The sequence below is a fragment of the Microbispora sp. H10670 genome, assembly GCF_014161385.1.
Lineage (GTDB): Bacteria > Actinomycetota > Actinomycetes > Streptosporangiales > Streptosporangiaceae > Microbispora > Microbispora triticiradicis.
Genome location: NZ_JABBWW010000002.1, coordinates 115,570 through 130,982, shown reverse-complemented (window position 1 = coordinate 130,982; position 15,413 = coordinate 115,570). Strand labels below are relative to the sequence as shown.

Sequence of the window (15,413 nt, the reverse complement as noted above, 5' to 3'; positions counted from 1 at the left end):
ACGGGCACTGTCGTGATTCCAACTGTGCGGTTGGAATTCTGTAGGCTGCTCCCATGGCATGGGACACCACCAGGACGAGGCGGCTGCTGCTGGAGGCGGCGGTGGAGGAGTTCGCCGAGCACGGGCCGCAGGGCGCGCGGGTGGACCGCGTCGCCGTACGCGCGGGGGTGAACAAGGAGCGGATCTACCAGTACTTCGGCGGCAAACGGCAGCTGTTCACCGCCGTCCTGGAGGCCGAGCTCGCCAAGGTGGCCGCCGCCGTGCCGCTGACCGGCGCGCACCTGACCGACCTCGGCGAGTACGCCGGGCGGGTCTTCGACTACCACTGTGCCCATCCGCACTTCCTGCGCCTGCTCACCTGGGAGGGGCTGGAACGCGGCCGCGCCGAGGTGGCCGCCGAGGACGAGCGTGCCGCGCACTACGCCGGCAAGGTCGCCGCCTTCGCCGCCGCGCAGGAAGAGGGGCTGATCACCGGAGAGGCCGACCCGGCGCATCTGGTCTACGCGGTGTACGCGCTGGCGACCTGGTGGTTCACAGCCCCGCAAGTGGTGCGGATGATCACGGCCGGCGTCGGCGGGGACGGCCCCGAAGCGCGCCGCGCCGGGCTGGTCCGATTGGTCCGGCGCCTGACCCACCCCGACGATCGCACGGGAGGACACCGGAGCCATGCCTGAGCCTCTGACAGGCCGCGCGGCCCCCACCGGACACGAGGAGATCAAGCACGTGCCCGACACGCACGACCACGCCCGCTCGGGCGCCGAATCGGCGCCCGGCGGCGACAGGCTCGCCCTGCGGGCCGACTGCGCGAGCTGCTTCGGGCTGTGCTGCGTCGCCCTGCCCTTCGCCGCCTCGGCGGACTTCGCGATCAGCAAGGACGCCGGGCGGCCGTGCCCCAATCTCCAGTCCGACTTCCGCTGCGGCATCCACTCCCGGCTGCGCGACAGCGGCTTCCCCGGCTGCACCGTGTTCGACTGCTTCGGCGCGGGGCAGAAGGTCTCCCAGGTCACCTTCGGGCGCAGCTGGCGCGACGAGCCGGACACCGCGGCGCGGATGTTCGAGGTCTTCCCGGTCATGCGGAACCTGCACGAACTGCTGTGGTACCTGCACGAGGCGCTCTCCCTGCCCGCGGCCCGCCCGATCCACTCCGAGGTGCGCCGCGCGATCGAGGAGACCGAGCACCTCACCATGGGCGCTCCCGGCGAGCTGCTCGACGTGGACGTCGCCGCCCACCGGGAGAAGGTCAACGTGCTGCTGCTGCGGACGAGCGAGCTGGCCCGGGCCGGCGCCGGGGGCCGCGCGCCCGACCACAGGGGAGCCGACCTCATCGGCGCCCGGCTCAGGAAGGCCGACCTGCGCGGCGCCAACCTGCGGGGGGCGTACCTGATCGGCGCGGACCTGACCGGAGCCGACCTGCGGGGCGCCGACTTGATCGGCGCGGACCTGCGGGGCGCCGGCCTCGGCGGCGCCGACCTGACCGGATGCCTCTTCCTCACCCAGGCCCAGCTCAACGCCGCCAGGGGCGACGCCGCGACCGTATTGCCACCCTCGCTGACCCGCCCGGCGCACTGGCCGGAGCGCTGGCAGGCGGAGGCGGCGCCGACGGCGGGCCGGGCGCCCGCCCGGCGGCCCCGCTCCCGCGAACGGCGCAGGTAGGGACCGCCCGCGTCCTGCCGCTCAGCCGGCCGGTACGGGCAGGGTCCCGATGATGGCGCTGGCGTCTAGCTCGTCGTCGCAGGTCAGGCGGGTGACGAGTCCGGCGCGGGCGACTGCTTCGGCGGTCTTGCCCGCCTGGCTCTCGCTCGTCTCCACCAGAAGGCTCCCGCCCGGCGCCAGCCATCCGGACGCCCCGGCGACGACCCGCCGTACGACGTCGAGCCCGTCTGCGCCGCCGTCGAGTGCGACCTTCGGCTCGTGTTCGCGCGCCTCGGGCGGGAGCAGGCCGATGGCCCGGGTGGGCACGTACGGCGGACTGGCGACGACGACGTCCACCCGGCCCCGCAGGGCGGCCGGCAGCGGCGCGTACAGGTCGCCTTCGTACACCCGGCCGCCCACCTCGGCGAGGTTGCGGCGGGCGCAGCGCACGGCGGCGGGATCGACGTCCACGGCGTGCACCTCGATCGGCCCCGCGGCGGCGGCCAGCGCCGCGCCCAGCGCCCCCGTTCCGCAGCACAGGTCGACGACGACGGCCCCCGGGCGGGTGAGGGCGGCGGCCTGGCGGACGAGGAACCCGGTGCGCGGCCGGGGCACGAAGACCCCGGGCTCGACGGCCAGCCGCAGGCCGCAGAACTCGGCCCAGCCGAGGACGTGTTCGAGCGGCAGCCCGTCGGCACGCCGCCGCACCATGGCGTCGAGTTCGACCGGCGTACGCGCGGCGGCGACCAGCAGACGGGCCTCGTCCTCGGCGAACACGCAACCGGCGGCGCGCAGCCGGGTCACGATCGCGGGCGGAGCAGGGGAGGGAGCAGGGGAGCGGGATGACAGTGACATGGGGAGCCTTCCGGGAATGCCGAGGGCGCTCCCGCGGTCGCCTCGCTCTAGGGGACCGTACGCACGGGGAGAAGGGAGCACCCGACCTGTTCAGCGGTAATGGGGCTCACCTCCTCGCGTCGTCGCCGCCGTGGACGGCACATTATCAGAGCACGCCTTCCGATCGCCCGGAGCGCTCGTCGGTGGAGACGCTGCCGGGTTGATCACCTGCTTCCCGCGCCCTAGGATCGCCGCCATGACGTTCACGTCCTTCTTCCACCTCCGCTAGCCGCCGTCGGCGAAGCGAGGCACGACCCGTCGCCGACGAGGCGGGGCGGCGCGGTGCCGTCCCGGGCCGACGCGGGAGAAGAAGGATCACCATGCGCGTTCGCGCTGTCACTCTCACCGCTCCGCGTCCCAGCGCTCCCGCCGTCCCGTGACGGCGGCGAGCCTGGTGGCGCGGTGCGTCCACGGGCTGGAGCCGACGCTCGCCGCCGAGATTCTGCGGCGCGGCCTCGGCGTCATCACTCACATCGGGCATCGCGAGGTGCGGTTCCGCGCCTCGCGCCTGCCCGCCCTGGGCCTGCGCACGGCGGACGACGTGTTCCTGCTGGCGGCGCAGGGCCCGGACGTCGGCGCGTCCCGGCAGGGCGCCGCCGCGCTCGCGGGGCTCGCCGGCGCGGCCGATCTCGCCGCGCTGGCGCGGCTGCGCCGTGACCATGGCGGCCCCCGCGGGCTCACCGGCGTGGAGGTGTCGGCGTCGTTCCTGGGCAGGCGCACCTTCACCAGGTACGACGTGGAGGACGCGGTGGGCCGCGTCCTGGCCGGCCGGCTGGGGGTCGGCTACCACTCGCGGCGCGGCGCGGGCGCGCCGCCGCCGGGCCACAGCGGCTGGCGGGTCACGCTGGACGGCGAGCGGGCCACGCTCCTGCTGCGGATCGCCGAGCGTCCCCTGCATCGGCGGGAGTACAAGCGGCAGTCGGTCCCGGGGAGCCTGCACCCCCCGCTGGCCGCCGCCATGGTGGCGATGGCCGGCGTCGAGCCGGGCGACACGGTGCTCGATCCCTGCTGCGGCGCCGGGACGCTGCTGATCGAGGCGGCGGGGCAGTGTCCGGGCGCCCGCCTGTACGGGTTCGACCTGGCCGGGCGGGCGGTGACGGCGGCCCGGGAGAACGCGGCCGGGCTGCCCGTCGCCGTCGGCCGCGCCGACGCCGGACGGCTGCCGGTGCGGGACGGTGTCGCCCACCGTGTGCTGGCCAACCCGCCCTGGGGCGGTCAGGTCCCTCCCGGCGGCCTGCTCGCCGCGTCCCCCGCACGGTGGTGGGCGGAGGTGCGCCGGGTGCTCGCACCCGGTGGGACCGCCGTGGTCCTGCTTCCCGGCGTCGGCGACCTGCCCCTCGCCCTCCGTCAGGGCCTCACGCCCGTGCACCTCCAGCGCGTGCGGGTCGCCGGGGCGGAGTCGTTCCTCGTCCGGTTGACGGCGCCCAGGCCCGCCCGCGGGGCACGGTGAGGGCGCTGTGAGGGCGCGGTGAGGCGGCCTACGCGTCCCCCGCCTCCGCGGCCGGCTGTGCCGTGGGGCGCGGGGCCGGCCCGGCGGGCAGCAGCGACGCCGGTAACAGGCCGAGGACGACGAGCCCCGCCATGACCGGCAGGGTGGACCCCAGGGCGGATCCTGTGGCGGGGGCCTCCACGGCCGTCACCCCGGCGGCCACGGCGATGCCCAGGCTCGGGCCGATGTTCATCACCGTCTGCTTGAGCCCGCCGACGACTCCGGCGTACCGGGCCGGGGCGTCGCCGACGACGGTCCCGGTCGCGGTGACCATGACGGCCGCGAACCCGGCGCCGACCAGGGCGAAGGCGGCGCCGGTGGCCGTCCACGGGCCGTCCGGGCCGAGCCGGGCCACGCACGCGACGCCGAGGGCCGCGAGCGCCGTCCCGGCGACAGCCGTACGGCGCGGGCCGTACCGGCGCACGGCGGCGGCTGCCACGGGCGCGCCCAGGACCATGACCACCGTCACCGGAAGCAGCCGCACACCCGCCGCGAGCGGGCCGAGCCCGAGCCCCTGCTGCAGCACGAAGGTGACGGCGAACAACGCGCCGAACACGCCGCTGGTGACGGCCAGCAGGAGCAGCATCGACGCCGTCACCGGCAGGGACCGGGCCACCGCGGCCGGCACGATCGGGTGCGCGGCCCGGCGTTCGTGTGCCGCGAACACGGCCGACAGGCCCGCGACGGCGAGAAACCCGAGCAACGTCGGCCCGGCGGTCCACCCGTGCCCGGGCACGCCGGCCAGCGTGTGGACTCCGAGCGCCAGCACGACCGTGAGCAGGGCCGCGCCCGTGAGGTCGAGCCGCGTCCGTACGGAGCCTTGGGGGCGGGGTGTGCGCACGGCGAGGGTGAGCGCGGCGATCAGGACGGCGATCGGGACCTGGAGCACGAAGACGGTGCGCCAGCCCAGCTCCGCGACGACGACCCCGCCCACGACCGGCCCGGCGGCGCCGGCCACGCCGATGGCGCCGGTGCGGACGGCGATCGCCGTCCCGAGCCGGTCCGCCGGGTAGGCGAGCCTCAGCAACGCGAGGGTCGCCGGCTGGAGCAGCGCGCCGAACACGCCCTGGAGGACCCGCAGGCCGATCACCCAGCCGATCGCGGGCGCGAGCGCGATGCCGGCCGAGGCGGCCGCGAAGCCGAGCACGCCGGCGAACAGCATGCGCCGATGGCCGTAGCGGTCGCCGAGCCGTCCTGCGACGACGAGGAGCGCGGCCACCGCGACCATGTAACCGGTGCTGGTCCACTGGACCTGCGTGAGGCTCGCGGCGAGGTCGCGCTGCAGGCTGGGCTGCGCCACGACCAGGACGGTGCCGTCCAGGGCGACGACCATCGCACCCGCCGCGCTCACCGTCAGCGCCAGGCGGGGTCGCGGGGCTCCGGTCACGGGGCCGCGGGCCCGAGGTGGGCGTCCAGCACCTCGGCGACCAGCCGGTCGAGGCGTTCGCCGTCCGGCACCGCGCCGTTGGCGTCGAGGACGAGTCGCAGGCTGCCCCACGTCCACAGCTGCGCGAGCCCGTGCAGGGCGGACCAGAAGGCGGCCGCCGTCACCGCGGGCTCCTCCGGCGGGTTCGCCGCGCTCCGGCACTCGGCGACCAGCGCGACCAGGCGCTCGAACAGCGGCAGCGTGGACTCCCGCAACCTCGGCCCGTCCGACCCGTGCCTGTCGCTGTCGAGCAGTTCGTGGCGGAACATCAGCTCGAACATGCCGCGGCACTCCAGCGCGTACGCGACGTACTCCCGCGCGAACACTCCCAGCAGGTCGCGCGGTGAGGTCAGCCCCGCCATGGCGGCGGAGAACCGCGCTTCGAGGTCGGCGAAGCCCCGGCGGGCGATGGCCGACAGCAGCGAGTGGTGGGTGGGGAAGTACCGGCGCGGCGCGCCGTGCGACACCCCCGCCCGGCGGGCGATCTCCCGCAGGCCAACGGCGGCGGCTCCCTCGGTCATCACGAGGTGGACCCCGACCTCCACGAGCCGCTCCCGCAGGGAGCCCTCAGTCTTCATAGACAGTGTCTACCAGCCCCGAGTAGACACTGTCTATCCACAATCGGAGATCGCGACGGCGTCGCCCGTCTGCGCGGGTTGCTCCGTTGGAGTCGTCAGTCCTTGATCAGGAGGCCCTGGAAGGTGACGTCGCCCTCGTTGCCGTCCGATCGGTAGGCGAGCCCTTCGCCGGTCCGGGTCAGGGTGATCCTGCCCGGGGCGCACCTGTCCAGCCGGAAGACGAGTGCCGTCTCGGAGCTGCGCGTCAGCGTCCGGACTCCCCGGCACGAGCTGTCGGTGTCCTTCCAGCTTCCGGTGCGCCCGCCCGGCTCCAGCACGATCTGGACGTCGGCCTCGCTGGTTCCCACGAGCTCGTCGGGCACGAGATGGCCTCCCCAGGTGCCGGCGAACGCGGCCGGAACCGTCCCGCCGGGGGTGGTCGACGGGACGGGAGCGGCCTTCGGAGTCGCCGCGGCGTCCCCCTCGGCGCCGTCCGTCGCCGCGGTGTCGTCCGTTGCCACGGCGTCGTCCTGGGCCGCGCTGTCTTCCGCGACGGTTTCCCCTGGCCTGGAGCCGGCGGGCGGTGCCGGTGACTCGGCGGTGTGCGACGAGGTGCCGGCCGGGCCGGTGGACAGCAGGCGCGGCCCCAGCAGGACGGCGGTGACCGACAGCGCGGCCACGGCGGCCACCGCCCCGGCGACGATCCCGGTACGGGAAGCCGGACCCGAGGCGGGGACGGCCGGGAGGGTCGCGGTCGTCCCGCCCTGCCGTACCGGCCTTGTGGCCGCCGCGGCCGCGCCCGCCCGAAGCGGGTCGGGGGTGGCACCGACGAGTTCCAACAGCAGGTCGCGGGAGGCCGGCCGGCGGGCGGGGTCCTTGGCGAGGCAGCGTTCGACCACTCCGCGCAGCGGCCGGGGCAGCGCCGAGACGTCGGGCTCGGCGGTCAGGATCCGGTGCAGGACGGCGGGGACGCCGGCGGCGCCGAAGGCCGGGCGGCCCGTGGCGGCGAAGACGATCGTGGCTCCCCAGGCGAACACGTCGCAGGCGGGCGTGGCCGGGTTTCCGGCGATCTGCTCGGGAGCCAGGTAGGCCGGGGTGCCGACCGGGCCCGCCGTGATCGTGTCGCTCTCGCCGTGCCTGGCGATGCCGAAGTCCACCACCCTTGGGCCGTCCGGCCCCAGCAGCACGTTGGCCGGCTTGAAGTCCCGGTGCACGATCCCGGCCGCGTGAACGGCCGCCAGCGCCGTGGCCGTGCCGACCGCGAGGCGTTCCAGCTCGCCGCCCAGCAGCGGACCGCCGGAATCCACCCGGTGCTGCAGAGAAGGCCCGTCGATGAACTCGCTCACCACGTACGGCATCCGCCCGTCGACCATCGCGGTCAGCACCCGGGCGGTGCAGAAGGGCGCGACTCCGCGAATCGCGCCGAGCTCGCGGACCAGCCGCTCCTTCACCGAAGAGTCGAGCCCCGACTTGAGCACCTTCACCGCGACCGGTTCGCCACGGGGCGACCGGCCGAGGAACACCACCCCCTGCCCGCCCTCGCCGAGCCGTCCGCTCAGTGTGAACTCACCCAGTACGCGCGGGTCGTCGGGCTCCAGGGGGGTGACCATGGCACCGGACCCTAGCGACGCGGGGGCCCGGTGCGGAACGCCTGTCGGCGAGAACCCGGAGGCTGTCGCTCACAGAGGGAGTGTCGCGGTGAGCAGCTCGGCGGCCTTGCGGACATCGGCGTCCAGCGGGCGGTCGGGATCGACCGCGGGGATCGCCTCGACCAGGGTGTCGAGGAGCGCCGCGCAGCCCGGGGCCGTGGGGCGGCGGGCGCCGACGTGCGCCGCCTGCCGCAGCCCCACCGCCAGCGACCCGCAGAGCAGCCGCAGCAGGTCGGCCATGTCGTAGGCGCGAAGGGCGGCCTGGGTGCCGAACGGCACCACGTCCTGGTTGTGCAGGTTGGTCGGCAGGCTCTGCATGCTCGCCGGCACGGCGGCGCGGCGGATCTCGGCGACGAACGCGGTCGTGGCGAGCTGCACTCCCTGCATCCCGTGCTGACGGCCGGGTCCGGCGGCGAGCATCGGGGGCAGGCCGCCGTTGCGGGCCGGGTCGACCAGGAGGTCGAGCTGCCGCTCGGCGAGGTTGCCGAGCTGGGCGGTGACCGTCGCCAGGACGTCGGCGGCGAACGCGGCCGGCTGCCCGAAGAAGTTGCCGCCGTGCACGACCAGGTCGTCGTCGGGAAAGAACAGCGGGTTGTCGCTGACGCTGGACAGGTCGGCCGCGACGACGCCGTCGACGTAACGCAGGGCGTCCTCGGCGGCGCCCAGCAGTTGCGGGGAGCAGCGGATGCTGTACGGCTCCTGCAGCGCCCGTGTGCCGGCCGGGAGGATCCCGGCGAGGGTCTTGCGCATGCCGTCGGCGACGTCGATCGCGCCGGGATGGCCGTAGGCGCCGAGCAGGCGCGGGTGGAGGAAGCCCGGGTCACAGCCGAGCAGATCGACCAGGAGACAGGTGAGCGCCTGCATCGCGCGGTGCGAGGACCGGACGCTGTCCAGGGCCAGGGCGGTCGCGGCCGTGGTGAGAGAGGTGCCGTTGACGAGCGCGAGGGCGTCCCGGCCGTCGAGCGTCAACGGGGTCAGCCCGGCCTGGCGCAGCGCCTCGGCCGCGGGCATCCGCGAGCCGCCGAGATAGGCCTGTCCCCGTCCGCGCAGCGCCTGGGTGGCATAGGCGAGCGGGATCAGGTCCCCGCTCGCGCCGACCGAGCCGTAGCGCGGGATCGCCGGGACGAACGTCGTCGTGAACATCGCGGCGAGCCCGTCGACCACGTGTGCCGAAACCCCCGACGCCCCTTGGGCGAGCGACCACGCGCGCACGAGGAGCGCGGCCCGGCTCACGTCGTGGGGCAGATCCGGCCCCTGCCCGGCGCCGAGGTGGGCCAGGGTGTTGTCACACTGGTCCGCTTCCTCCTCCCGGCCGGCGAACCCGACCAGGGCGCCGAAGCCGGTGGTCGCGCCGTACACCGGACGTTCGTCCTCCCGCACGTCGCGGAGGAAGTCACGGCCGCGTTCCACGCGGTCGCGGACGGCCGTGCCGACCACGACGGACACCGGTGTCGCGGCGCGGTGCAGGTCGGCTGAGCGCAGCGGAGCGCTGAGGTCGATGGTGTCTTCGACGGCGGGCATGCCCGGACCGTAGACAGCCGATTCTCAGAATCCTATGAGAATTCGCCCGTAGCTTCCGGCTCATGGCGCATGACTACCTGATCATCGGGGCCGGACCGGCCGGGCTGCAGCTGGCCGCACTGCTCGAACACGGCGGTCACGACTACGTCGTCCTGGAACGCGGATCCGGGCCGGGCACCTTCTTCACCCGGTTCCCGCGGCACCGCCAGCTGATCTCCATCAACAAGGTGCACACGGGGTACCAGGACCCGGAGCTGCGGCTGCGGATGGACTGGAACTCGCTGCTGAGCGACGATCCCGAGCTGCTGTTCACCCGCTACAGCGAGGAGTACTTCCCGCAGGCCGACGATCTCGTACGCTACCTGTCCGACTACGCGGGGGCGACCGGCGTCAAGGTGCACTACGACGTCGACGTCGTCCGGATCGGCCGGGACGACGAGGGGTTCACCGCCACCGACGGCAGCGGACGCTCATGGCGGGGGCGGCGGCTGGTCGTGGCCACCGGGGTCTCCCAGCTGCACGTCCCGCCGATCCCGGGCGTCGAGCTCGCCGAACGCTACGACACGTTCGAGACCGACCCGGCGTCCTTCGCCGACCAGCGGGTCCTGGTTATCGGGAAGGGCAACTCGGGGTTCGAGACCGCCGACGCGCTCATGGCCAAGGCCGCGGTCATCCACGTCGCCGGGCCGCACTCGGTCAGGATGGCCTGGCAGTCGCACTACGTCGGGCACCTGCGGGCGGTGAACAACAACTTCCTCGACAGCTACCAGCTGAAGTCCCAGAACACGGTCCTCGACGGCACGGTGGAGAGCATCGAACGCCGCGCCGACGGCGGCTACCGGGTGCTGTTCCGCTACGCCCGCACCGTGGAGGCGCTGCGCGAGCTGTTCTACGACCGGGTGGTCGTGTGCACCGGTTTCCGCTTCGACGCCTCGGTGTTCGACGACGGCTGCCGGCCCGCGCTGGTCATCAACGACCGTTTCCCCGAGCAGACGCCGGCGTACGAGTCCGTCAACGTGCCTGATCTGTACTTCGCCGGCACGATCACCCAGCAACGCGACTTCAAGAAGGGCACCAGCGGGTTCATCCACGGTTTCCGGTACGGGGTGCGTGCGCTCTACCGGATCCTGACCACCCGGTACCACGGCGCGACCTGGCCGGCCGAGCGGGTCGAGCCCACTCCGGAGGCGATCAGCGACGCGATCATCGCCCGGGTCGACCGCTCGTCGGCGCTCTGGCAGCAGTTCGGCGTGCTCGGCGACGTCGTCACCGTGACCGGAGGCACCGCGCTGTACCAGGAGGAGGTCCCGGTGGCGTACGTGGCCGACGGCGGCCTCGGCGGCGCCCGGCACACGTTCGTCGTCACGCTGGAGTACGGCCAGGGCCACGACGCCGTCGACCCGTTCGACATCTCGATCCCGAGGGTCGTCGAGAACGACGTCGTCAACGCCCACGACGCGAGCTACCTGCACCCCGTGGTGCGGCACTACCGGGACGGCGCGCCGGCCGGAGTCCACCACCTCGCGGAGAACCTGGAGAACCAGTGGAACCTGCCGGAGGTGCACCAGCAGCCCCTGGCCGTCTTCGTCAAGGAGTGCCTTGCCGACGCCGGCTGAGCCGTACCCGCGTGCCGTTCTGGACCTTTTGGAGGCGGCCGGGGACCGGCCCGTCTTCGAGCACGGCGCCCGTGCCGTCACCGGCGCACAGATGCTCGGCCTCGTCCGGCGGATCGCGGCCGGGCTGCGCGCCGCGGCCGTCGGGCCGGGGGACGGCCTCGCCATGATGCTCGGCGTCACCCCGGAGGCGTTCGCCGCGACGATCGCCGCCTACGTCGTGGGAGCCCGGGCCGTCGGTGTGCGGCCCGGGCTGCCCGACGGCCAGTTGCGCCACGTGCTCCACCAGGACATCACCGCGGTCGTGACCGACGCGGCCACCGGGCCGGAGCACGCACCGCGCACGCTGACCGTCTCCGAGCTGCTGGCCGCGTCCGGCGACGACGGTCCGCTGCGCCTGTCCGGCCGGCCGGAGGACGTCGCCCGGCTCGTCTACACCAGCGGCAGCACCGGCACACCCAAGGCCTGCGCACAGACCTACGCCGCCATGAACGCCGCGTGGACGGCCCGCCCGGAGGCGTGGCCGCCGGCGATCCGCGAACTGGCCTCCCGGCTGCGGCGCTACCTGGTGTTCGGGTCGCTGGGCAGCCAGGTGATGATGGAGTACGGCGTGCTCACGCTCGCCGCGGGCGGCACCATGGTCGTCGCCGACCCGCCCGCGTTCCCCGACGCGATCACCAGGTACCGGGCGACCGCCAGCGTCATCACCGTGCCTCGCCTGTACAAACTCGTCGCCGCCCAGCGCACCGCCCCGGCCGACCTGAGCAGTCTCCGGGCGCTCATGGTGTCCGGGTCGCCGCTGGACGCGTCCCGGCTCCGCGAGGCACTCGACGTGCTCGGCCCGGTCGTGTTCCAGGGCTACGGGCAGACCGAGACCGGCACGATCTCCATGGCCACGCCGCGGGACGTCCCCCCGTCGGTCGGGTTCCCGCCCGACGTCGTCGACGTCGAGGTCCGGGACGCGGACGGCCGGCCCGTCCCGCCCGGCGTCGACGGCGAGTTGTACGTCCGTACCCCCGCGCAGGCCATCGGCTACTGGGCCGATCCGGCGGAGACCGCGGAGGTGTTCGTCGACGGGTGGGTGCGCACCCGGGACCTGGGCCACTTCGACGAGGACGGACGACTGTACCTGACCGGGCGGACCCGGGACGTCGTCATCGTCAACGCGAACCTCTACTACGCCGGCCCGATCGAGCGGGTCCTGGCCGCCGCCCCCGGCATCGCGGAGGCGTACGTGGTCGGCGCCCCGGACGAGGACACCGGCGAGGCGGTGCACGCGTTCGTGGTACCGGTGGCGGACCGGATCCCCGACCTGGGCTCGCTGCGGGCGCTGGTCGGTGAGCGGCTCGGCGAGGCATGCGTTCCGGCGACCATCACCGTCCTCGACGAGGTGCCGACGGCGCCGAACGGCAAACCGGACAAGCGCCTTCTGACGACCGCGATACCCCGAGGCCGACCGGCGTCCGGGAAGTTCTCCTGAAGAAATCCGGGAGGCGGTGTCGGATCGGGGCGGCGGCGTTCGTAGCAGGGGTGAGGCGGCCCACAAGGGGCGGCGCCGAGGTAGGGGAACCGCGATCATGAAGCTGACCACCATGACCCAGGTCACCGTCGACGGAGTGATGCAGGGAAACGGCGGCGCGTCGGACGAGGACCGCAGGAACGGATTCGAGCGCGGCGGATGGGCCCTGGGGAAGGGCGACGACGAGACCCACACGTTCATCAAGCAGACCTACCGGCGCGCCGACGCGTTCCTGTTCGGCCGGCGGACCTACGACCTGTTCGCCGGCTCGTGGGGGTCCTGGACGGATCGGGACGTGCCCGGCTGGGAGCCTGTCGTGCGCGCGTTGAACTCACGACCCAAGTACGTGGCATCGGCCACGCTCGCCGACCCGGCGTGGCCGGGCACCACCGTCCTGTCCGGCGACCTCGCGACCGCCGTCGCGGACCTGAAGGCCAAGCCCGGCGGTGAGCTGCAGGTGCACGGCAGCGGCACCCTGACCCGATGGCTGCTGGAGAACGACCTGGTCGACGAGATGACGCTGATCGTCGTTCCCGTCATTGTGGGCCAGGGCGCGCGCCTGTTCCCGGACGCCGGCCCTGATCTCGCGCTCGACCTGGTCGAGTCGCGCGTCGACTCGAAGGGCGTGACGATCCAGGTCTACCGGCCGGCCGGGCGCCCGCGGTATGCGACGGCCTGAAGTCCCTTACGGGGACACCAGACCGCCGATACCACGCGCCGGTGCGCCGCGGTCACGCGCCGACGTAGTCGGCGAGGTGCTCGCCGGTGAGGGTGGAGCGGGCGGCCACGAGGTCGGCGGGGACGCCCTCGAAGACGATCCGGCCGCCGTCGTGACCGGCGCCGGGCCCGAGGTCGATGATCCAGTCGGCGTGCGCCATGACCGCCGGGTGGTGCTCGATGACGACGACCGACTTGCCGGAGTCGACGAGCCGGTCGAGCAGGCCCAGCAGCTGCTCGACGTCGGCGAGGTGGAGACCGGTGGTGGGCTCGTCGAGGACGTAGACGCCGCCGTCGTCGGCCATGTGGGTGGCCAGCTTGAGCCGCTGCCGCTCGCCGCCCGACAGGGTGGTGAGCGGCTGGCCGAGGCTGAGGTAGCCGAGCCCGACGTCGGCGAGCCGGCGGAGGATGCGGTGGGCGGCCGGGGTGCGGGCCGGACCGGCGCCGAAGAACTCCTCGGCCTCGGTCACCGGCATCGCGAGCACCTCGCTGATGTCCTTGCCGCCGAGGGTGTAGCCGAGCACCGCGGCCTGGAAGCGCTTGCCCTCGCACTCCTCGCAGGTGGTGGCGACACCGGCCATCATCGCGAGGTCGACGTAGATGACGCCGGCGCCGTTGCAGGCCGGGCAGGCGCCCTCGGAGTTGGCGCTGAACAGCGCCGGCTTCACGCCGTTGGCCTTCGCGAACGCCTTGCGGATCGGGTCGAGCAGCCCGGTGTACGTCGCGGGGTTGCTGCGCCGCGAGCCGCGGATCGCGCCCTGGTCGACCGACACCACGCCCGCGCCGGCGGGGATCGACCCGCGGACGAGGGAGCTCTTGCCGGAGCCGGCGACGCCGGTGACGACGACGAGCACCCCGAGCGGGATGTCGACGTCGACGTCGCGCAGGTTGTGGGTGCGCGCGCCGCGGATCTCCAGACTGCCGGAGGGCGTCCGCACGGTCTCCTTGAGGCGGGTCCGGTCGTCGAGATGGCGGCCGGTGACGGTGCCGGCGCTCCGCAGCCCCTTGACGTCGCCCTCGTAGCAGACGGTGCCGCCCGCCGTGCCCGCGCCGGGGCCGAGGTCGACGACGTGGTCGGCGATCGCGATGGTCTGCGGCTTGTGCTCCACGACGAGCACCGTGTTCCCCTTGTCGCGCAGCCGCAGGAGCAGGTCGTTCATGCGCTGGATGTCGTGGGGGTGCAGGCCGGTGGTGGGCTCGTCGAAGACGTAGGTGACGTCGGTGAGCGAGGAACCGAGATGGCGGATCATCTTGACGCGCTGGGCCTCGCCGCCCGACAGCGTGCCCGAGGGCCGGTCGAGCGAGAGATAACCCAGGCCGATCTCCGTGAAGGAGTCGAGGGTCTGCTGCAGCGTGGCCAGAAGCGGCGCGACCGACGGCTCGTCCAGGCCGCGCACCCACTCGGCCAGGTCGCTGATCTGCATGGCGCAGGCGTTGGCGATGCTGACGTCGCCGATCTTCGACGACCGGGCGGCCTCGCTGAGCCGCGTGCCGCCGCAGTCGGGGCAGGTGGTGAACGTCACCGCCCGCTCCACGAACGCCCGGACGTGCGGCTGCAGCGCCTCCTTGTCCTTGGACAGCATCGACTTCTGGATGCGCGGGATCAGGCCCTCGTAGGTGAGGTTGATGTTGTCGACCTTGATCTTGGTCGGCTCCTTGTGGAGCAGGTCGTTCAGTTCGGTCTTGGTGAAGTCGCGGATCGGCTTGTCGGGGTCGAAGAAGCCGGAGCCGCTGAAGATGCGGCCGTACCAGCCGTCGACGCTGTAGCCGGGGATCGTGAGCGCGCCCTCGTTCAGCGACTTGGAGTCGTCGTACAGCTGGGACAGGTCGATGTCGGAGACCCGGCCCATGCCCTCGCAGCGGGGGCACATGCCGCCGGTGACGTTGAAGCTGCGGCGCTCCTTCACGGTCTGCCCGGCCCGTTCCATGGTGACCGCGCCCGCTCCGCTGATCGAGGCGACGTTGAAGGAGAACGCCTGGGGCGAGCCGATGTACGGCTTGCCGAGCCGGCTGAACAGGATGCGCAGCATCGCGTTGGCGTCGGTGACGGTGCCGACCGTGGAGCGGGGGTTGGCGCCCATCCGCTGCTGGTCCACGATGATCGCGGTGGTCAGGCCGTCGAGCACGTCCACCTCGGGCCGTGCCAGCGCCGGCATGAAGCCCTGCACGAACGCGCTGTAGGTCTCGTTGATCAGGCGCTGCGACTCCGCGGCGATCGTGCCGAACACCAGCGAGCTCTTGCCCGAGCCGGAGACGCCGGTGAAGACGGTCAGCCGGCGCTTGGGGATCTCGACGCTGACGTCCTTGAGGTTGTTCTCCCGCGCGCCGTGCACGCGGATCAGATCGTGGCTGTCGGCCGCGTGCGGCGGGGTGTCCTGGCTCGGGGGCAAGCTCAT

Annotated in this window: 12 protein-coding genes; 6 read left to right on the top strand and 6 right to left on the bottom strand. The window is 73.6% G+C overall.

Annotated elements, in window-relative coordinates; genetic code table 11:
- Nucleotides 1-53: 53 nt before the first annotated feature.
- Both HHX33_RS04230 and HHX33_RS04225 read left to right on the top strand, forming a co-directional pair.
- Nucleotides 54-674, top strand: coding sequence for a TetR family transcriptional regulator (locus tag HHX33_RS04230; protein ID WP_182873432.1), 621 nt, complete (start codon nucleotides 54-56; stop codon nucleotides 672-674).
- Nucleotides 667-1,653, top strand: a complete 987-nt coding sequence (locus HHX33_RS04225; protein ID WP_182873431.1) for a pentapeptide repeat-containing protein — start codon at nucleotides 667-669, stop codon at nucleotides 1,651-1,653. The genes HHX33_RS04230 and HHX33_RS04225 overlap by 8 nt, the downstream gene beginning before the upstream one ends.
- 21 nt (nucleotides 1,654-1,674) lie before the next feature.
- On the opposite strand, the gene HHX33_RS04220 is transcribed toward HHX33_RS04225, so the two are convergent.
- Nucleotides 1,675-2,487: a putative protein N(5)-glutamine methyltransferase gene (locus HHX33_RS04220; protein ID WP_182873430.1), complete on the bottom strand. Its 813-nt coding sequence runs from the start codon at nucleotides 2,485-2,487 to the stop codon at nucleotides 1,675-1,677.
- A gap of 415 nt (nucleotides 2,488-2,902) precedes the next feature.
- Here HHX33_RS04220 and HHX33_RS37050 point away from each other — a divergent pair, with 415 nt between their 5' ends.
- Nucleotides 2,903-3,976, top strand: coding sequence for a methyltransferase domain-containing protein (locus HHX33_RS37050; protein ID WP_182873429.1), 1,074 nt, complete (start codon nucleotides 2,903-2,905; stop codon nucleotides 3,974-3,976).
- A 28-nt stretch (nucleotides 3,977-4,004) separates the two neighbouring features.
- Here HHX33_RS37050 and HHX33_RS04210 read toward each other — a convergent pair whose 3' ends face one another.
- From HHX33_RS04210 to HHX33_RS04195, 4 genes are all read right to left on the bottom strand, one after another.
- Nucleotides 4,005-5,366 (bottom strand): MFS transporter, encoded by a 1,362-nt coding sequence (locus HHX33_RS04210; RefSeq protein ID WP_310741208.1) that lies wholly within the window; start codon nucleotides 5,364-5,366, stop codon nucleotides 4,005-4,007.
- Nucleotides 5,367-5,398: 32 nt separating this feature from the next.
- The gene (locus HHX33_RS04205; protein WP_182873428.1) at nucleotides 5,399-6,019 is read right to left on the bottom strand and encodes a TetR/AcrR family transcriptional regulator; all 621 of its coding nucleotides are present in this window, start codon (nucleotides 6,017-6,019) and stop codon (nucleotides 5,399-5,401) included.
- Between the two features lie 95 nt (nucleotides 6,020-6,114).
- A complete protein-coding gene (locus tag HHX33_RS34890; protein WP_220501485.1) occupies nucleotides 6,115-7,608 on the bottom strand; it encodes a serine/threonine protein kinase in 1,494 nt (497 codons plus the stop codon).
- A 69-nt stretch (nucleotides 7,609-7,677) separates the two neighbouring features.
- Entirely contained in the window at nucleotides 7,678-9,168 is a 1,491-nt protein-coding gene (locus HHX33_RS04195; protein ID WP_182873427.1) for an aromatic amino acid ammonia-lyase, read from the bottom strand.
- Between the two features lie 62 nt (nucleotides 9,169-9,230).
- On the opposite strand from HHX33_RS04195, the gene HHX33_RS04190 reads away from it, so the two are divergent.
- From HHX33_RS04190 to HHX33_RS04180, 3 genes are all read left to right on the top strand, one after another.
- Nucleotides 9,231-10,784, top strand: a complete 1,554-nt coding sequence (locus HHX33_RS04190) for an NAD(P)-binding domain-containing protein (RefSeq protein WP_182873426.1) — start codon at nucleotides 9,231-9,233, stop codon at nucleotides 10,782-10,784.
- Nucleotides 10,768-12,261: a class I adenylate-forming enzyme family protein gene (locus tag HHX33_RS04185; RefSeq protein WP_220501484.1), complete on the top strand. Its 1,494-nt coding sequence runs from the start codon at nucleotides 10,768-10,770 to the stop codon at nucleotides 12,259-12,261. Before HHX33_RS04190 ends, HHX33_RS04185 begins: the two co-directional genes overlap by 17 nt.
- 97 nt (nucleotides 12,262-12,358) lie before the next feature.
- Nucleotides 12,359-12,979 (top strand): dihydrofolate reductase family protein, encoded by a 621-nt coding sequence (locus tag HHX33_RS04180; RefSeq protein ID WP_182873425.1) that lies wholly within the window; start codon nucleotides 12,359-12,361, stop codon nucleotides 12,977-12,979.
- 52 nt (nucleotides 12,980-13,031) lie between these two features.
- Here HHX33_RS04180 and HHX33_RS04175 read toward each other — a convergent pair whose 3' ends face one another.
- Nucleotides 13,032-15,413, bottom strand: a complete 2,382-nt coding sequence (locus HHX33_RS04175) for an ATP-binding cassette domain-containing protein (RefSeq protein WP_182873424.1) — start codon at nucleotides 15,411-15,413, stop codon at nucleotides 13,032-13,034.

What these genes read in the sequence shown, in the direction of transcription:
- HHX33_RS04220 (WP_182873430.1), bottom strand. Translation starts at nt 2,487, where the DNA reads ATGTCACTGTCATCCCGCTCCCCTGCTCCCTCCCCTGCTCCGCCCGCG.
- HHX33_RS04195 (WP_182873427.1), bottom strand. Translation starts at nt 9,168, where the DNA reads ATGCCCGCCGTCGAAGACACCATCGACCTCAGCGCTCCGCTGCGCTCA.
- HHX33_RS04230 (WP_182873432.1), top strand. Translation starts at nt 54, where the DNA reads ATGGCATGGGACACCACCAGGACGAGGCGGCTGCTGCTGGAGGCGGCG.
- HHX33_RS04175 (WP_182873424.1), bottom strand. Translation starts at nt 15,413, where the DNA reads ATGAGCTTGCCCCCGAGCCAGGACACCCCGCCGCACGCGGCCGACAGC.
- HHX33_RS34890 (WP_220501485.1), bottom strand. Translation starts at nt 7,608, where the DNA reads ATGGTCACCCCCCTGGAGCCCGACGACCCGCGCGTACTGGGTGAGTTC.
- HHX33_RS04180 (WP_182873425.1), top strand. Translation starts at nt 12,359, where the DNA reads ATGAAGCTGACCACCATGACCCAGGTCACCGTCGACGGAGTGATGCAG.
- HHX33_RS04190 (WP_182873426.1), top strand. Translation starts at nt 9,231, where the DNA reads ATGGCGCATGACTACCTGATCATCGGGGCCGGACCGGCCGGGCTGCAG.
- HHX33_RS04205 (WP_182873428.1), bottom strand. Translation starts at nt 6,019, where the DNA reads ATGAAGACTGAGGGCTCCCTGCGGGAGCGGCTCGTGGAGGTCGGGGTC.
- HHX33_RS04225 (WP_182873431.1), top strand. Translation starts at nt 667, where the DNA reads ATGCCTGAGCCTCTGACAGGCCGCGCGGCCCCCACCGGACACGAGGAG.